General features: G+C 67.1%; 13 protein-coding genes and 1 tRNA gene. 12 read left to right on the top strand and 2 right to left on the bottom strand.

From position 1 onward, the window contains the following. Nucleotides 1-9 precede the first annotated feature (9 nt). The 5 genes from OXG33_06500 to OXG33_06480 all read left to right on the top strand — a co-directional run bounded on the left by OXG33_06500 (nucleotide 10) and on the right by OXG33_06480 (nucleotide 6,075). A complete protein-coding gene (locus OXG33_06500) occupies nucleotides 10-1,125 on the top strand; it encodes a zinc-binding dehydrogenase (GenBank protein MCY4113572.1) in 1,116 nt (371 codons plus the stop codon). Between the two features lie 65 nt (nucleotides 1,126-1,190). Beyond that, nucleotides 1,191-2,294: an ABC transporter ATP-binding protein gene (locus tag OXG33_06495; protein ID MCY4113571.1), complete on the top strand. Its 1,104-nt coding sequence runs from the start codon at nucleotides 1,191-1,193 to the stop codon at nucleotides 2,292-2,294. A 53-nt stretch (nucleotides 2,295-2,347) separates the two neighbouring features. Beyond that, complete coding sequence (locus OXG33_06490; GenBank protein ID MCY4113570.1) at nucleotides 2,348-3,010, top strand: metal-dependent transcriptional regulator; 663 nt, start codon at nucleotides 2,348-2,350, stop codon at nucleotides 3,008-3,010. A gap of 97 nt (nucleotides 3,011-3,107) precedes the next feature. Next, nucleotides 3,108-5,690, top strand: coding sequence for an alpha-glucan family phosphorylase (glgP, locus tag OXG33_06485; GenBank protein MCY4113569.1), 2,583 nt, complete (start codon nucleotides 3,108-3,110; stop codon nucleotides 5,688-5,690). Nucleotides 5,691-5,817: 127 nt separating this feature from the next. Further along, a complete protein-coding gene (locus tag OXG33_06480; protein MCY4113568.1) occupies nucleotides 5,818-6,075 on the top strand; it encodes a ferredoxin family protein in 258 nt (85 codons plus the stop codon). Between the two features lie 15 nt (nucleotides 6,076-6,090). On the opposite strand, the gene OXG33_06475 is transcribed toward OXG33_06480, so the two are convergent. Then, on the bottom strand, nucleotides 6,091-7,374 hold the full coding sequence (locus OXG33_06475; protein ID MCY4113567.1) for a hypothetical protein: 1,284 nt from the start codon (nucleotides 7,372-7,374) through the stop codon (nucleotides 6,091-6,093). A 151-nt stretch (nucleotides 7,375-7,525) separates the two neighbouring features. On the opposite strand from OXG33_06475, the gene OXG33_06470 reads away from it, so the two are divergent. The 3 genes from OXG33_06470 to OXG33_06460 all read left to right on the top strand — a co-directional run bounded on the left by OXG33_06470 (nucleotide 7,526) and on the right by OXG33_06460 (nucleotide 8,704). Further along, the gene (locus tag OXG33_06470) at nucleotides 7,526-8,389 is read left to right on the top strand and encodes a prohibitin family protein (GenBank protein ID MCY4113566.1); all 864 of its coding nucleotides are present in this window, start codon (nucleotides 7,526-7,528) and stop codon (nucleotides 8,387-8,389) included. A gap of 61 nt (nucleotides 8,390-8,450) precedes the next feature. Beyond that, nucleotides 8,451-8,526, top strand: a tRNA-Val gene (locus OXG33_06465). A gap of 31 nt (nucleotides 8,527-8,557) precedes the next feature. Further along, nucleotides 8,558-8,704 carry a hypothetical protein gene (locus OXG33_06460; protein MCY4113565.1) on the top strand — a complete coding sequence of 49 codons (147 nt, stop codon included), beginning with the start codon at nucleotides 8,558-8,560 and terminating at the stop codon, nucleotides 8,702-8,704. Nucleotides 8,705-8,790: 86 nt separating this feature from the next. On the opposite strand, the gene OXG33_06455 is transcribed toward OXG33_06460, so the two are convergent. Further along, on the bottom strand, nucleotides 8,791-9,477 hold the full coding sequence (locus tag OXG33_06455) for a hypothetical protein (protein MCY4113564.1): 687 nt from the start codon (nucleotides 9,475-9,477) through the stop codon (nucleotides 8,791-8,793). Between the two features lie 288 nt (nucleotides 9,478-9,765). Between OXG33_06455 and OXG33_06450 the strand changes: the two genes are divergently transcribed. The 4 genes from OXG33_06450 (at nucleotide 9,766) to OXG33_06435 (ending at nucleotide 16,866) form a co-directional block, all read left to right on the top strand. Then, on the top strand, nucleotides 9,766-13,656 hold the full coding sequence (locus OXG33_06450) for a cadherin domain-containing protein (GenBank protein ID MCY4113563.1): 3,891 nt from the start codon (nucleotides 9,766-9,768) through the stop codon (nucleotides 13,654-13,656). A 397-nt stretch (nucleotides 13,657-14,053) separates the two neighbouring features. Then, the gene (locus OXG33_06445; protein ID MCY4113562.1) at nucleotides 14,054-14,230 is read left to right on the top strand and encodes a hypothetical protein; all 177 of its coding nucleotides are present in this window, start codon (nucleotides 14,054-14,056) and stop codon (nucleotides 14,228-14,230) included. Between the two features lie 879 nt (nucleotides 14,231-15,109). Beyond that, a complete protein-coding gene (locus OXG33_06440; protein ID MCY4113561.1) occupies nucleotides 15,110-15,448 on the top strand; it encodes a hypothetical protein in 339 nt (112 codons plus the stop codon). Then, on the top strand, nucleotides 15,448-16,866 hold the full coding sequence (locus OXG33_06435; protein ID MCY4113560.1) for a hypothetical protein: 1,419 nt from the start codon (nucleotides 15,448-15,450) through the stop codon (nucleotides 16,864-16,866). The genes OXG33_06440 and OXG33_06435 overlap by 1 nt, the downstream gene beginning before the upstream one ends. The last annotated feature ends 11 nt before the right edge of the window (nucleotides 16,867-16,877 follow it).

The following is a 16,877-nucleotide window of genomic DNA, read 5'->3' as shown; positions in this document are numbered from 1 at the left end:
GTGAAGGCAATGGCCGAGAAAGGCGTGGCCGCCGCGTTCTTGGGTTTTCGCAAGCCCTTCGAGTTGCGCGAGTTTCCAATTCCGGACCCCGAGCCGGGCGCCGCGGTGGTCAAGATGAGCCTCGCGAACATTTGCGGATCGGACATGCACTACTGGCGCGGCGAGATGGACATGGTCAAGATGGGCCGGCCGATGCCGGCATGCTTGGGGCACGAAGGCACCGGTGGGATCCACCGCCTGGGCGCGGGCGTGACGACCGACTCAGTGGGCGAGCCGCTCCAGGAAGGGGACCGCGTTCTCTTCTCATACCTCTATCCCGACCTACAGTGCCCCACCTGCCTCAAGGGTCATACCTATGCTTGTCCCACGCGTCAGCATGATCGCCAGGGTGGGCTGGAAGAGTGGCCGCACTTCCGAGGCACGTTTGCACAGTACTACTACCTGCACCCCAACCACACGATGTACAAAGTGCCGGACCACCTCACCGACGACATGGTGGCCGGACTCAACTGCGCGTTGGTGCAGGTGATTTCCGGTCTGCGCCGCGCCGGCCTGACCTTCAATGAGACGGTGGCCATCCAGGGCGCCGGCGGACTGGGCGTCTACGCGGCCGCCGTGGCCAAGGCGCACGGGGCCTCCAAGGTCATCGCGATCGACGGCGTGGATGAGCGCATCGACCTGATCCGATCCTTCGGCGCGGACGAGATCGTGGACATGCGCGAGTTCGAGACTCCCGAGCAGCGCGTGGACCGCGTGCGCGAGCTCACCGATGGGCTGGGCGCCGACGTGACGCTGGAGCTGGTGGGGCATCCCGGGGTGGTCCCCGAGGGCCTGCAGATGACAGCGCCGGGTGGGCGATACCTGGAGATCGGCAACATCAACGTCGGCTGGCATACCGAATTCGATCCGTCGTGGATCGTCTTCCGGAGCATCTCGATCATCGGCGTGGCGCACTACACGTCGCAGGACCTGCGGCATGCCCTGGATTTTCTGAAGGACAACGTGTCGCGCTTGCCGTTCGACCGGGTGCTGTCGCATCACTTCCCGCTGGCCGACATCAACGAAGCCTTCGCGCAGCAGGACTCCGGTCGAATCACGCGCAGCGCCCTGGTGCCGCACGGCTAGGAAGACCGCGGTTCGCCTTAGCTAATATTCGGCATTAGCCAAGGCTTGCGCGTTAGGATGCGCGGATGATGCCCGAAGCGCCGCCGATCGCGCTGCACTGCGAGGGCCTGAGCAAGAGCTTTGGCGCGGCCACGGCCGTGGACGACGCGACCTTCCACGTCAGGGCCGGATCCATCCTGGCGCTGCTGGGACCGAGCGGTTGCGGCAAGACGACGACGCTGCGACTCATCGCGGGCCTGGATCAGCCAGACGCCGGGACGATCGTGCTGGGCGGCTCGGCTGTGCAGGGACCCGACGTGAGCGTGCCTCCGGAGCGCAGGCGGGTTGGCCTGGTGTTTCAGGACTATGCGTTGTTTCCGCACCTAGACGTGCAGGCGAACGTGGGGTTCGGCTTGTCGCGGCGGAATGGGCGTGCCGCCAGGGTTGCCGAGACGCTGGACCTTGTGGGCCTCTCGGCGCTGGCGTCGCGCATGCCGTATGAGCTGTCCGGCGGGCAGCAGCAGCGCGTGGCCTTGGCCCGCGCGCTGGCGCCCAATCCCCGCGTGGTGCTGCTGGACGAGCCGTTCTCGAACCTCGACGCGGCGCTGCGCAACGACCTGCGGAATGACGTGCGCCGCGTGCTGCGTGAGTCCGGCACGACCGCCGTGTTCGTGACCCACGATCAAGAAGAAGCCCTGAGCTTGGCCGACCGGGTGGCCGTGATGATTGACGGCCGCGTGCTGCAGATCGCGCCGCCGCACGAGATATATCGCCAGCCCGTCAGTCGGGCCGTGGCCGACTTTATCGGCCAGTTCAACGTGATCGAGGCCGCGGGCGTTGGTCGCGCCGTGGTGTGCGACCTCGGCACGGTGACGATTCCCGAGCCCATGATTGGAACGGTCGACCTCTACGTGCGACCGGAGGCGCTGCAAATCTCCGAGGATCCCAGCGGCCAGGGCGTGATTGAATCGCGCCGCTTCTTTGGGCACGACCAGTTGGTGCGGGTGCGCTTTGACTCCGGGTTGACGGTGGAGTGCCGCGCGGGACCGACATTCCTGCCCCCGCCGGGAACGCGCGCGCGGGTCCAGCTCGACGGCGACGTGCTGGCCTTCCTGCGCGCGGGCGTGGCGCCGCGACGGCAACCCGGCGCAGCCTTCGCGCCACCCGCCGCCCGCGGACGCCCGGCCTAACCCATTCGCCCTGATCGCAGTCCTGTATTCCCGTCGTGGCAGAATGCGTGGCTATGGCGCTGACAAGTACGGCTGAAGACTATCTGCTAGCGATCTATGGGTTGCGCGCCGAGGGCGGGCCCGTCATCGCCGCTCGCCTCGCGGAACGCTTGGCGGTATCGGCGCCCACGGTGTCGGCGTCGCTCGAACGGCTGGTGCGCGACGGTCACGTGTGGATCGCTCCGCAACGCGAGGTGTTCCTGACGCTCGGCGGCGAGCGCACCGCCGAGAAGCTGGCCCGCCGCCACCGGCTGATCGAGCACTGGCTGATCCGGACGCTTGGGCTCGGCTGGGCCGAGGTGCACCACGAGGCCGACCGCTTGGAGCACGCCATCTCGCCCGAGCTCACGGATCGGATCTCGGAGGCGCTGGGCCATCCGCCCACGTGTCCGCACGGGCTGCCCATCCCAGGCAACTACCCAGAGACCGATGTGGGCAACCTCTTCAAGCTGTCGACGGCCGAAATCGGCTCCAAGGTGCGAGTCGTGCGGCTCTCCGAGCCCGCGGAAGACGACACCAATCTCCTGCGCTATTTCGAAGAGAAGCAACTCGTCCCCGGACGGGTGGTCGATGTCGTCGAGCACACGCCGGCGGGGCACATCGTGGTTCAGGTGGACGACCAGTCCGCCGTGGTTGACGACACGGTCGCCGACAATCTGTGGGTGATGGCGGCGTAGGCGCCCGCCCCAAACGCCCCCGCGCCATGATCCCTCGTCGTTCGCCGCACGCCGCGCCAGTGCGCCGACGTTTGCTCCGGCACGAACCGCCCGGCGCATGACGGCTGAGGTTCGCCCGAGCCGCATCTTTACCGTTCGGCCGGCGCTTCCGCAGCGTCTCGAGCGGCTGCGCGATCTGGCCTACAACGTGTGGTGGGCGTGGACGCCCGCGGCGCAGGACCTGTTTCGGCGCATCGACGCCGAAGCCTGGCACGCCTCGCAGGGGAATCCGGTGGCCGTGCTCACCCGAGCAGCCCCGGGCCAGCTGCAAGTGCTGGCCGAGGACCCGATATTCATCGCCGACCTTGACCGCGTGTCCGAAGCCTATGACCAGTATTTGAGGCGCCCCACGTGGTTCGAGCAGATGCACGGGCATCTGGAGGGACTGCGCGTGGCCTACGTCTCCATGGAGTTCGGCGTGGCGGAATCGGTGCCGCTGTATTCAGGCGGCCTGGGCGTGCTGGCGGGCGATCAGCTCAAGGCCGCCAGCGATCTCGGGGTGCCGCTGGTCGGCGTCGGCATGCTCTATCGCCAGGGGTACTTTCGGCAGTCGATCGATCCTTCGGGCGCGCAGCGGGAGCAGTTTCCGGAAAACGACGTGGAGGTCCTGCCGGTGGTCGCGGTGCGGTCGGGCGACGGGCAGCCGCTGACAGTCCGGGTGCCCATTGACGGGCGTGAGATCGCCGTTCGGCTGTGGCGGATGGACGTGGGCCGTGTGCCGCTGATCCTGCTCGACGCCAACACGCCGGAGAACAGCCCGGCGGACCGTGAGCTGACGTCCCGGCTGTACATCGGTGACAGCGACATTCGCATTCGGCAGGAGCTGCTGCTGGGCGTCGCCGGCATGCGCGCCTTGGACGCGCTCGATCTCACGCCGACCGTGGCCCATTTGAATGAGGGCCATAGCGCGTTTCTCATTCTCGAGCGATTCCAGGCGCTCCGCGCGCAGACCGGCCTCAGCCAGGCCGCGGCTATGCAGATTGTGCGGGCGACCAATGTCTTCACCACGCACACCCCGGTCGCGGCCGGCCACGACGAGTTTTCGGCGGACCAGGTGCAGCGTCATGCCGGCGCCTACCTGCAGGCGTCGAACATCGACGTCGAGCACGCGTTGGCCCTGGGACGGGTTAACGGCGCCGACGATGGCGAGCCGTTCGGCATCACCACTCTGGCCATGCGCGGTTCCGCCTGGCGCAACGGCGTGAGCGCGCTTCACGGCACCGTGAGCCGTCGGATGTGGGAACGGCTGTGGCCGGGCGTGCCGGTCAGCGAAGTTCCGATCGGACACGTGACCAATGGGGTGCATCTGCGCACCTGGGTATCTCGCGAGCTCAACGGCCTGCTCCAGCGCTACATGGGGCGACATTGGGCCGAGCGCACCGATCCGCAAGGCATCGAGGAGGGGCTGGCGGCCATTCCCGACGACGAGCTTTGGCGGGTCCATACGCAACGCCGCGAGCGTCTGGTGGCCAACGTCCGGCGACGCCTGCGAGCGCAGGCGGAGCATCGAGGAGCCGCGGCGCACGAGTTGGCGCAGGCCTCCGCCGCCCTACACAGCGACGTGCTCACGGTTGGGTTCGCGCGCCGCTTCGCGCTCTACAAGCGCCCAACCCTGCTGCTGCACGACGTGGAACGGCTCAAGGCCATCGTCGCGAACTCCCACCGACCGGTGCAGATCATCTTCGCGGGCAAGGCCCATCCCAACGACGATCTGGCCAAGGACTTGCTGCGCGAAATCACGGCCATCAGCCGCGATCCGGCATTCGAAGGGCGGCTGGTCTTCGTGGAGGACTACGACATGGGCCTGGCGCGCGACCTGGTGCAGGGCTGCGACGTGTGGCTGAACCTGCCGATCCCACCGCAGGAGGCCAGCGGCACGAGCGGCATGAAGGCGGCAGCCAACGGCGTGCTCAACGCCAGCGTCCTCGATGGGTGGTGGGACGAGGCTTACACGCCGGAGGCGGGATGGGCGATTGGCCGGGCGGATGTTGACGACGAACGGCAACGGGACGCGAGCGACGCCGCAGCCATCTACGACCTGCTCGAGCACACGGTGGCCCCGTTGTTCTACGACGTCGGCGCGGGCGAAACACCGATTGCCTGGATCCGAATGGCTCGACGCTCGATGGCCCTGGCGCTGACGAGCTACAGCGCGAATCGAATGGTCCAAGATTATGTCGAGTCATTCTATGGCCCCGCGCACCTGCTTGGCCGTCGGCTGAGCGAGCACCAGGGCGGCGCGGCCACCGACCTCGCCCACTGGCTCGACCACGTGGTGGCGCAGTGGCCCCACGTGCACATCGTGGAGGTTCAGGCCGACGGGCCGAGCCAGGTCGACGCGGGCGTGGTCGTGCCCGTGCGAACCCGCGTGGCGCTGGCGGGGCTGAGTCCCGACGACGTGACCGTCGAGGTGTTCGTGGGGCACGTGGACTTCGACGGAGCACTGATCGGCGGCCGGGCCGAGGTGACGGAGCATGCGAGCGCGGAGGCGGACGGCGCCCACTGGTTCACCGGGCGCGCGGTGCTGTCCCAAAGTGGACGCCTGGGCATTGCCGTCCGGGTGATTCCCCGGCATCCTCTGCTGGCCGGGCCGTACGATGCCGGGCTGATTCGTTGGAGCGAGACGGCCGGCGCGACCTGATGCGCAGGCGCCGCGCAGTGGCCGCGTCTTTTGTGAGTGACCGTTCAAGCGTTTACCCTGAGGTACCGTTGCGACCGGCAGACCGGTCGGACAGCGCTTGCGCCGACACAGGAGGAATCCCCCGTCGATGACGTACGTAATTGCCGAGCCATGCATCGGTACGAAGGACGCCTCGTGCGTGGACGTTTGCCCTGTCGACTGCATCCATCCCGGACCAGACGCACCCGAGCATGAGGCGGCCGAAATGCTCTACATCGACCCCGTGGAGTGCATCGACTGCGGCGCCTGCGAGCCGGTATGCCCCGTGACGGCCATCTTTCCGGACTTTGACGTGCCCGAGGAGTGGGAGCACTACACCGCAATCAACGCGGACTATTTCGCGTAGCCGGACGCTCGGCGGCTACGCGGCGCCCTTGTGCATGGCCGCCAGCGCCTCAAATGAGGGTCGGGGCGTGCCATCGGGGCGCAGGACGCCGAAGGGGAACTTCTCGTCTTCCGGTCCCACGACGGACTGGAAATTGAGATTCCACACGAACGCGTGGGTGATGTAGTCGTATTGCTCGCGCACGAGCCGAAGGGCATCGACAAGAAACTCCGCTTGATCGGCCTCGGAATTGTCGACGCCGTAGCCGTAGGCCGGGTCCTGATTGGCGGTTGACCAGCCGAACTCGGTGATCCAGATGGGCTTTGCCCCGTCGCCGAACTCCTCCATGACCGCCCGGTGCTGCGTGAAGCGCTGGAAGTAGAAGCTCGCATGGCCATTCCAGCCGTCGCCGCGCGGAGATCCAATCTCCTGGCGCGGAGCATTGTTGAATCCCCCCGGGTGGATGCCCCACGCGTCGAATCCGTCGCGGACGATGCCATCGTTGTACTCATACATGCGGCGGAGGAATGACACATCGTCCACGGCCTGCACCTGCTGGTCGGGAATGTCAACGTCGCCGGCGGGCGTGAGGGCGCCGCCAATGGTCACGGCGTCGGGATCGCCGGCGCGCACTCCGCGGTGGCCGGCCAGGAGCAGCTCCACGAACTCTCCGGCGTTGATGCGTCCATAGCCCCACTCGCGCGAGAGGTTGGCCTCGTTCCACAGCTCATAGGCCTGCACGGCGCCCCGGTACCGGGACGAGATGGCGGCCATGAAGTCCTCGAAGTCCTGGGGATCGGCCGGAGGGCCGTGCGCCCCCTCGCCGAGCGCCCAGCCGGGCGCGCGCACGACGCTAAGCAGCAGGTTCAATCCGGCGGCCGAAATGTCGGCCACAACCTTGTCCAGCTCCCGCCAGTCGTATCCACCCTTCTCGATCGGCTCGGTCTGGCTCCATTCCACCTGCTGCTTGAGCCAGTTGAATCCGGCGTCGAGCGTCCTGCTGACAATGAGGTCGCGGTCCTGGTTATAGATATGGGCCTGAAAGCCATAGCCTTCGAGACGGCGGAGCGCCGCGTCGGGGTCATTCGGGTCGGGAGTCGGGACCGCCGGAGTCGGCGCGACCGGGGCTGGGGTAGCGGGGCTCGGCGTGGCGGAACTCGGCGTGAGGACTCGAGGCGTGAGCACGCCAGCGGTGACCGTGGGGGCCGCCTGCGTCGGCGTCGGCTCGGAAGGCACGGTGACGGTAACGGCGTCCGCCACCCTGTCGCCGGATTCGCCACAGGCCAGCGTAGCGGCTCCGGCCGCGAGGACGGTCAGCAAGCGTCTTCGCGACCACGGGCGCGGCATGGAAATCGGCAACGTGCGACGTATCCTTGAGTACAGACCGCATGGATGGTATCAAGGCGGGGATGGCGCGCCGGCGACCGCCAACCCGCGTCTCCCACCCAACCGCCGCTAGAGGAAGGTCCGCATGGCCCAACGCAGATACGGCAATTCAGCCCTTGGCATAGGCGTGATCTTGGTGATCGCGGTGATCATCATCGGGCTGTTCAGCATCCGCTTCGTGGGTGTTGGCGAGGTCGGCGTGATTCACACGTTCGGCGTCGTGGACCCGCAACCAAAGCCGCAGGGCCTGCTGCTGAAGCTGCCGTGGGCAACGCTGGACACCTACAGCGTGCGGACGCAATCGATCACGATGAGCTCGCGCGCCGAGGAAGTCGGAGCCTCCGATCAGACCGTCCGCACACTGACCTCTGAAGGGTTGTCGGTCGGCCTCGACATTACGACGCTTTTCGTGCTCAACTTCGCCAATGCGCCGGAGGTGCGCAATAACGTCGGGCCGGAAGGCGTCTACCAGGAAATCATCGTTCGGCCGGCCATTCGCGACGCGATTCGCGACGTGGTGGCCCAATACACGGCCGAGGCGCTCTACACGACGGCTCGTGAGGAAATCAGCAGCCGCATCCAGGACCAGTTGGACGAGTTGCTCAATCCGCGGGGCGTTGCCATCCAAAATGTGCTGTTGCGCGACGTGACCCTGCCGGCGGTGATTACCCAGGCCATCGAGAACAAGCTGGCCGCCGAGCAAGCGATTCAGGAACGCCGCTTCCGGGTCGACGAGGCCAAGGAAGAGGCCCAGCGCCGGATCGAAGAGGCGAACGGTATCGCCGAAGCCAACAATCGCATCAACGAATCGCTCACTCCCAGGGTGCTGCAGGACAAGTACATCCAGGCGCTGCGCGAGATGGGCTCAGGCAGCGTGGTGTACGTGCCCACGAATCCGGAAACGGGTCTGCCGGTGATCCTGGGAACCCCGGAGCTCGGGGCGAACTAGCGGCTGACGGAAGCGTCCGAGCCGTAGGGTAGGATGCCGCCGGGCTCGACCCGGCGGCGATGGGCGATTAGCTCAGCTGGGAGAGCGCTACGTTTACACCGTAGAAGTCGCAGGTTCGAGTCCTGCATCGCCCACCAAGGATGCGGCCGGCGCCGACAGGAGTCGGCAATGACGGGCAATTGCCACTCCCCCGATGAAACCGTCGCGATTTGGTTGGACAGGCTGGACCACAGCGTCTTCGGCAAGCGCGGTCGCGACCCGCTTGAACGCCGCGCTCCCGCTCAACGCTCGACGATCGGCACGCTGAACCGCTGATCGCCCTGTTCCGCAGCATGCGCTAGCGGGAAAGCACACAGCCATACCTCCGTTTAGCGCGAAGTCGTCGCTTGCCCGGGCCACAGTCAGCCAGGCCAAGGGGCGAGGGCCCAGTATCCGGAGCACAGCCCAACCGCCGCTATTGCCACCGCCAGCGCCAAGGACCGCAGCCACGCCCGGAGCGCGCCAACCGCCACCAGCCCGGTCAGCACTGCAATCCCCGCGCCTAGCGCAGTCGCTTGCCAGACCTCTACGGCCACATCCCATATTCGCATCGACCGCCAGCCCGCAATTCGCACATCCAACTGTCCGGCCATAGCAACGTCGCCGTGCGCCGCCGCTTCGCCATCACGATAGGGATCAGAGAAGTTGGCCTCCACAGTCAGCGTCTGCCGCGACTCTGGTGAATTGACAATCTGTAACCGCAGCCATCGCCCGCTGGTATCGACGGGCTGCGGTATCTCCCACCGCAGCCGCCCCTCTGGGTCAATCGCCGCTATCGACTCGGCGATCAACGCCGGCTCATCGTCTATCGCAAACACCCGGAGCTGCGTGCCGGGTGGCGGTGTTCCTATGGGATAGACCATCACGGCCCGTAGCGGCGTTCGCGGGGCCTTCACAGTCTGTGAAAGGCTGTCGCCAGGCTGAAACGGCCCGAACTCGAGGTTCCCGTCAAACTCCGGGAACGCTGGCCAATGACGCTCCACAGTCAGCAGTATCAGCAGCGCGCCAGTCGCCACGATCCAAGGGGCAATGGCCCGCAGCGCCCGCACGTCTAGAGGAATCCGACCGCCTCCGGGGAGTTGCGTTCACCTAGGTCGCCGCGAGCCCGGCCAGCCTCGGGCCCGCAGCCACGAATGCCTACACCCGAACGGCTGCCGGAAACGCACGGTCGGATCCGAGCTCGGCGGGTTGATCGCAGTGCAGTTTTCTTCATTACCGACTGCTAATATGCACGTCTAATAACTACATGCGTTTGCGCGGTACGCCGGGTTGGGCTGGTCCGCCCCTCCTGAGGTGCTCGGTAGCCCAACGTGCGAGCACACCAGCGGGGGCGGAGCATGGATTGCGGCTCGGGGCATCGGCGATTTGCCCGGGTTGTGGCCGTGGGCCTGGTGCTGGCGGCGCTGGGCGCGTTCGCCCAGCTTTCAGGCCTGCCCGGAGCGTCTCTGGCCGGGTCGGCGCAGGCGCAGATTCCGCCCCGGGAAGCGCCGCAGATCTCCGCCCTGACGCAGCCCACGACGAGTTCCATCGCGGTGATCTGGCTGGCGGCGGACAACACCGACGTGCATTGGCTCTACGTGGTGAAATCCGACGGCACGAGCGGACGGTTTCAGGTGGCGGTGCCCGACCCGCCCCAGGGCACCTCGGGGCAACAGGGCGTGTCCGGGACCGCGCACACGACCACCGTCAGCGGGCTGGACGCCGGAACGCTGTACTGGTTTGCCGTGCTCGGGGTCCGGGCGCCCTCCGAAGGCAGCCCCAACACGTGGTTTCGCTGGAGCAATTGGGGCCGGGCGTCGACGCTCACGACCCCCACGGTGTCCTTGAGTTCCGACGTGACGGTGGCCGAAGGCGGCACCGCCACCCTCACCGTCACCGCCGCTCCCGCGCCCCAGGCCACGCTCACGGTCAACTACACCATCGGCGCCGACGCTGACACGGCCACCGTCGACGGGGACGGCAGCGACTACAGCGGGACCGCCACCGGCTCGATCACGATTGCGACCGGCGCCACCCAGGGGAGCATCGCGATCGCCATCACCGACGACAGCGCCATCGACGACGGCGCCCGCGAGACGCTGGTGGTCACGATCTCCTTGCCCGAGGGGTCGAGCTACAGCCTGGGCGACCGGGCGTCGGCGACGGTGACCATCACCGAGGGCGTGTGCGACCGCACGACCGCGGTGCGCAGCGCGATTCTGGCCGCGTTGACCAGCAGGAGCGCCTGCGCGGAGGTGACGGACGCCGATCTGCGCGGCATCACCGGCACCCTTGATCTCTCAGACGAGAGCCTCACCGCCGTGCAAGCCCGTGACTTCCGGGAGCTCACCGGCCTGAAAGTGCTGCGACTGAACCACAACTCGCTCGCCGCCGTCCCGGCCGACGGTTTCGATGGGCTCGACAGCCTGCAAGAGTTGTATCTGAACAACAACGCCTTGACGGCGTTGCCGGAGGACGTCTTCGACGGGCTGACCACCCTCGCCACGCTGTCGCTGAGCAACAACCGCCTGGCGGCACTGCCGGTGGACGTGTTTGACGGTCTGACCAGCCTCACCACGCTGCGGTTGAACCACAACAGCACCCTGGCGACGTTGCCGGCGGACGTGTTCGACGGGCTGACCAGCCTCACCACGTTGCGGTTGAACAATGACGGGCTGACGGCGTTGCCGGACGACCTGTTCGACGGCCTCACGGACCTCGAAGGGCTGTTCCTGGCCAATAACCCCGGCAGCCCCTTCACCTTCACGGCGGCGCTGCAACAGACGACGGCCACCCAAGTCACGGTGGCGGTCGCCCAGGCGGCGCCCTTCGACCTGACGGTCACGCTGGCGGTCGCCGGCGGGACTCTGTCCACGTCCTCCGTCAAGATCCCGGCCGGCAGCGACGAGAGCTCGGCCGTCACCGTGACGCCCAGCGGCGATGCGCCGGTCACCGTCAGTGTCACTGCCGCCAGCTTCCCCGCCTCGGGCGTCGAAACGGGCGGCGTCACCATCAAGTACAACGGCATCCAGACGGGTCTGGGCGCCGCCAACCAGGCCCCCACGGCCAGCGCGGGTGCCGACCAGGCGGTGGACACCGGCGCGACGGTGACGCTGGACGCCTCGGGGAGCAGCGATGCCGACACCGGCGACACGCTGACCTACAGCTGGGAACAGACTGCCGGAGCCACCGTCACGTTGAGTGATACCACGGTGGCCGGTCCCACCTTCACCGCCCCGTCGAGCGCGGCCACGCTGACCTTCCGGGTCACCGTCATCGACGGCAAGGGCGGCAGCGACCGGGACACGGTGACCGTCACCGTGACCGCGAACCAGGCGCCCGCCTTCACGTCGAGCGCCAGCTTCAGCCTCCCGGAGCACACCACGGCCGTCGGCACCGTCACCGCCACCGATCCCGACGCCGATGACAGCGTCACGGGGTACACCCTCAGCGGGACGGACGCGGGGCTGTTCGGGATCACCACCGCCGGCGTGCTCACGTTCAGCGCGGCGCCCGACTTCGAGGCTCCGCAGGGCGGGATGGACGACGACTCCAACAGCTACACGCTTACGGTCACCGCCACCGGCGGCGCGGGCGATCGGGCGCTCACCGCCACCCAGGACCTCACGGTCACCGTCACCGACGTCAACGAGCCACCCGCGTTCACGTCCGACGCCACCTTCAGCCTCGCGGAGAACCTGACGGCGGTCGGCACGGTCGCCGCCGCCGACCCCGACGCGGCGGACAGCGTGACGTTCGCTCTCAGCGGGACGGACGCGGCGCTGTTCGGGATCACCACCGCCGGCGCGCTCTCGTTCAGCGCGGCGCCCGACTTCGAGGCTCCGCAGGGCGGGATGGACGACAACTCCAACAGCTACACGCTTACGGTCACCGCCACCGGCGGCGCGGGCGATCGGGCGCTCACCGCCACCCAGGACCTCACGGTCACCGTCACCGACGTCAACGAAGCGCCCGCGTTCACGTCCGACGCGACCTTCAGCCTTGCGGAGAACACGACGTCCGTCGGCACCGTAGTTGCTAGCGACCCCGACGCCGCGGACAGCATGACGGGGTACAGCCTCAGTGGGACGGACGCGGCGCTGTTCGCCATCACCACCGGCGGTGTGCTCTCGTTCAGCACGGCGCCTAACTTCGAGGAACCTAAGGGTGGGCCGGACGACGACTCCAATACCTACACCCTCACCGTCACCGCCACCGGCGGCGCGGGCGGCCGGGCGCTCACCGCCACCCAGGACCTCACGGTCACCGTCACCGACGTCAACGAAGCGCCCACGTTCACGTCCGACGCCACCTTCAGCCTTGCGGAGAACACGACAGCCGTCGGCACCGTGGTTGCCAGCGACCCCGACACCGCGGACAGCGTGACGTTCGCCCTCAGCGGGACGGACGCGGCCTTGTTCGCCATCACCAGCGCCGGCGCGCTCTCATTCAGCGGGGCGCCAGACTTCGAGACTCCAAAGGGCGGGACAAACGACGACTCCAACAGTTACACCCTCACCGTCACCGCCACCGGCGGCGCGGGTGAGCGGGCCCTCACCGCCACGCAGGCCCTCACCGTCACCGTCACCAACGTCAACGAAGCGCCCGCATTCTCGTCCAGCGCCATCTTCAGCCTCGCGGAGAACACCACAGCGGTGGGCACGGTGGTCGCCGCCGATCCCGACGCGGCCGACAGCGTGACGCTGAGCCTCAGCGGAACGGATGCGGCCCTGTTCGCGATCACCGCCGGCGGCGTGTTCTCGTTCAGCGCGGCGCCCGATTTCGAGGATCCGCAGGGTGGGACGAACGACGACTCAAACACCTACACCCTCACCGTCACCGCCACCAGCGGCAGCGGTGCCCGGGCTCTCGCCGCCACCCAGGCCCTCACCGTCACCGTCACCGACGCCATCGAAGCGCCGGACGCGGTGAGGAATCTTAAAGCGACGAGGAGATCGAGGACCCAGAATCGCTATGACTTGACGTGGCAGCTGCCCTCGCATAACGGCGGCTCGCCGTTGACGAGCATCTCAGTCGCCTGGACAGCGTTTACGGAAGATGACGCGGGCGGTCATGCGATCCAGTCGGGCGAAGTTTCTGTAGCGGCGTCGGCAACGTCCAGGTCGCTCGACCTCCCCGATGATAACCAGTGGCCCGGAGGACACTTGGACCGGTCATACAGTTTCCGGGTGACGCCGAAGAACGCGATCGGCAGCGGGCCGACAACCACGCTGATCTTCAATGGCTAGTGCATCTCGCGAAGATTGGCCATCGACGCCTCGTTAGTGACCTGTGCGCCCGAGTCCAAGCGGGACGAGCGGTTGATTTCTTCGGTGGCGGGGTAAAAGGCTGCCTGCGTTCGCCAAGACGCTGGGATTGTGCACTCGGAGACTACGTTCAAGCTTCGCCCAGCACTGAAATGGGCGGTGTGGATATCCTGGGTCCATGGTTGCTTGCTCTCGCAGCAGGCCTTTCGCTGACAACGGCCGAACGACAGTGGTCAGCAATCCCAGCGTATGACTTCAACTTAGAAAACCTCTGATTTAGTCGCGGGTCGCGGCCTGTCGGCAGGGCCTATGCTCAGGGGTGACCGATAGCCGGTGAGGATCTCGATGCACCCGCTACGCTCATTTGCCGACGTGGAGTATGACAGCCAGCCGCGCCAGACGCGGCGGGATCGCGTTCCGCGGCGCATGGGACGCGCTGCTGTCCTGGGCGCGGCTGGCAGCGCATGTGCACCCCGTCTACCCCACCGGCGCGCGCGGGCGACCGCCCTTTTCCCTCGCCCTGCTGCTGCGGATTCACTGCGGGCAGCTGCTCTAGAACCTTAACGACCCGGCGGGCGTCGGCAACGATCTCGACTCACCTGAAGGCGTAGCGGTCGCCTCCGTGTGTCGCATTCTTCTGTGGACCGCCCGCCACGGCGTGCTCGACAACTCAGAGCCGATAGTCCGCGTCCGAGGACTAGGTGACCGTCCCTCCGCGAGGAATGCCGAACAGTGCCCTCTCACTTGACGAGACGAGTCCGGCTCCCTCACTCGGATGAGCGGGCGCCGACGAGGACGCCCGCGCCCGTTCTGTCACCCTAGTCTGCAAGGAGACTTCCCACTGGAAGGTTTGCAGTACAGTCCCCTTCGGCCTACCGCCCATTCCTTTCAGTACCTATCGGCTACGTTCCCTTCTGTTTTGGCATCCCGCGAGCGGTCGCCGGTGGTTCGTCCCGCGCGGGTGACGGCGGCATTGGCGGCAATGGGCGCTTCGTATAGTTCTACGGTGACGCTAACCTTGCGTCCGCGACCGAAGCAGCTCTCGCGAGCCACCAGATATTTCCAGCACTTCCAGGCGCGTTCGGGGGCTACGGCTAGTCGCGGTCTTGCCGTGGCTGGTGGCGCTCGGTATCGGTGCATCACTGCGAACTGCTGTGCGCGATTGGCCAGCGTTCCCGGCGTATGATGCCAACCTCGCCTTGGGGCCGTTCGAGCCAGGCGGGAGCTTCACACAGACGCTATTGGCCCCATCCACGCCGCTGAGGGCCGTTGCGATCTATTCTGTCGGCCCGCCACCGTCCATGCCTGCCCACATGCGCGTGTTTGACACGGGAGGTGGCGAGCCACGGCTGATCGCCGAATCCGTGGCGATGACTGACGCTAGCGGCCGGCTCGCTTCACCATCCCCGAGCCGGTGGATACGAGCGGAAGACGCTTGCAGCTGCAGATCGTGAATCCCGGCGCATCAGATTGGCTGCTCACCGCAGAGGCGAATTGGGCCGACCCTTACCCCGACGGCATGGCGGCGGCGCACGGCGATCCTGGAGGTGGCCGCGTTGATCTCTGGCCGGATGCGTGGCGGGCAGTGCGTGCGATGGATGTCGGCCGGGAACTGTGGCAGGCCAGCCCGCCAGGAGCGGGCTTTGTTCTGCTCACTGGCGGCGCGGTGGTCGGATTGCTGCGCGCTCGGCTGCGGTCGTGGGGCCTGTCCGCGGCGATCATGGCCATCGCACTGCGGGTCGGATTCGAGCTGCTTGCGCCGTGGCTGGGCTGATGCCGCGCATCCCGCCGCGACCGATTCCCGCGCGCGGCCTGCTGCTCGTCGCGGTGGCGTTCCTGTGGGGTCTAATCTTGGTGCCGCGGCTCTTCAGCATTGCTTTCCCCGAGTGGTTGCCAGTGGACGTGATCCGGCAACTGCAGCTGGATCCTGAGCAAGAGGGGAGCCTGGCAAACGCAGCCTCCGCCTTCACGTTTGCCGTAGCCGCAATCCTCGCGCTTGCGAATGCTGTCGGCAGTTGGCGCACAGCATCTGGCGGGGTCGTCGTCGGCAGTTGGGTAGCGCCCGCGGTCGTGCTTGGCCTGCTTGCCTGGAATGAGATTGCCGACGCACACAGCACCGATTTACCCGTGTTCGGCGCACACTTGGACCAGTCGCCGTGGGCCTTGTCGCTCCTATCGCTGCCGTTGATCATTGCGCTCGCGCTTGGAGCTTGGGCGTTTGCCCGCAAGGCCTTACCACCGGAGTCGCGACGGACGTTCGCCCTTGGAGCCGCAGCGGTGCTCGCTGCAATTGTGATCGACGGCCTGCATGGGCCGCTGCTGATCCGGTACCGGGCACCCGGGCTGGCCAGCATCACCGAGGAAACGCTCGAAGTCAGCGGTGCCTTGCTGATCGCTTGCAGTGCGGCCATCGCCATGCGGCATCGCGCGGCAGGTGCTCGCAGGTCGGGCGGCATCCGCTGCCGCCGCCTAGCAGCCGGGGCGGTGGCCGCGGTGATCGTGCTGGGCAGTCTCGCGTTCGCGTTCGTGTTTCGAGTGCCTATCGTCAATGCGCACCCGCCGGCGAATGTCGGCAAGTTTGAGCTAAGCCTGAAGCGCCACGAATCCATCGTTCAGGGACTGCACATGCCCGCGACCCCAATTGGACGCATTGACCTTCGGGTCGCCGTTCGTGATGGTCTGGGTGACGTTGGTATTCGCGTCTTCAAGATCGCAGATGGGCCGGCGCGACTCCTATCGCACGGATCTGCGAAGACTCCGCCTGCCGACTGGCCCGGACGGGTAAGCGTGGACCTATTTCCGCCCGTCGCTGAGCCTGCCGGACAGAGACTAGCCCTCGAGGTCGTCGGCGACGTTGGGCCAGACGCCGAACTGCGAATGGCCATGACGCGCGGGGACAACAGGACCGACGGGCGACTACAGATCAACGGTGCGTTGGCCTGGCCCGACACTGCCCTCGACTTCGTTGCCTACACCGCGCCCGAACCCACGCGAAGCAAGCTGGCGGCGCTCTGGTGGCTGGTGACGTCCGACTGGCGCTGGCCGGCGCTATTCGCCGTGCTCGCCGTCGGGCTCACGCTCGTCACGCTCACCCCCGCCGTGCTGCTCGTAGCGAGCGCGTACGCCGCGGGGGCACCGTGGGGCAGGCGGAAACACCGCCGGCGGCCAAACCCGGCTCTACGACGAGCCTAGCGACTGCGCCC

Source organism: Chloroflexota bacterium, from assembly GCA_026708035.1.
Lineage (GTDB): Bacteria > Chloroflexota > UBA11872 > UBA11872 > UBA11872 > JAJECS01.
This window is presented reverse-complemented; position numbering and strand designations above follow the sequence as displayed.

Bases quoted from the DNA above. Each gene is read 5' to 3' on its own strand.
- OXG33_06500 (MCY4113572.1), top strand. From the start codon at position 10: ATGGCCGAGAAAGGCGTGGCCGCCGCGTTCTTGGGTTTTCGCAAGCCC.
- OXG33_06495 (MCY4113571.1), top strand. From the start codon at position 1,191: ATGATGCCCGAAGCGCCGCCGATCGCGCTGCACTGCGAGGGCCTGAGC.
- OXG33_06490 (MCY4113570.1), top strand. From the start codon at position 2,348: ATGGCGCTGACAAGTACGGCTGAAGACTATCTGCTAGCGATCTATGGG.
- glgP (MCY4113569.1), top strand. From the start codon at position 3,108: ATGACGGCTGAGGTTCGCCCGAGCCGCATCTTTACCGTTCGGCCGGCG.
- OXG33_06480 (MCY4113568.1), top strand. From the start codon at position 5,818: ATGACGTACGTAATTGCCGAGCCATGCATCGGTACGAAGGACGCCTCG.
- OXG33_06470 (MCY4113566.1), top strand. From the start codon at position 7,526: ATGGCCCAACGCAGATACGGCAATTCAGCCCTTGGCATAGGCGTGATC.
- OXG33_06460 (MCY4113565.1), top strand. From the start codon at position 8,558: ATGACGGGCAATTGCCACTCCCCCGATGAAACCGTCGCGATTTGGTTG.
- OXG33_06450 (MCY4113563.1), top strand. From the start codon at position 9,766: ATGGATTGCGGCTCGGGGCATCGGCGATTTGCCCGGGTTGTGGCCGTG.
- OXG33_06445 (MCY4113562.1), top strand. From the start codon at position 14,054: ATGACAGCCAGCCGCGCCAGACGCGGCGGGATCGCGTTCCGCGGCGCA.
- OXG33_06435 (MCY4113560.1), top strand. From the start codon at position 15,448: ATGCCGCGCATCCCGCCGCGACCGATTCCCGCGCGCGGCCTGCTGCTC.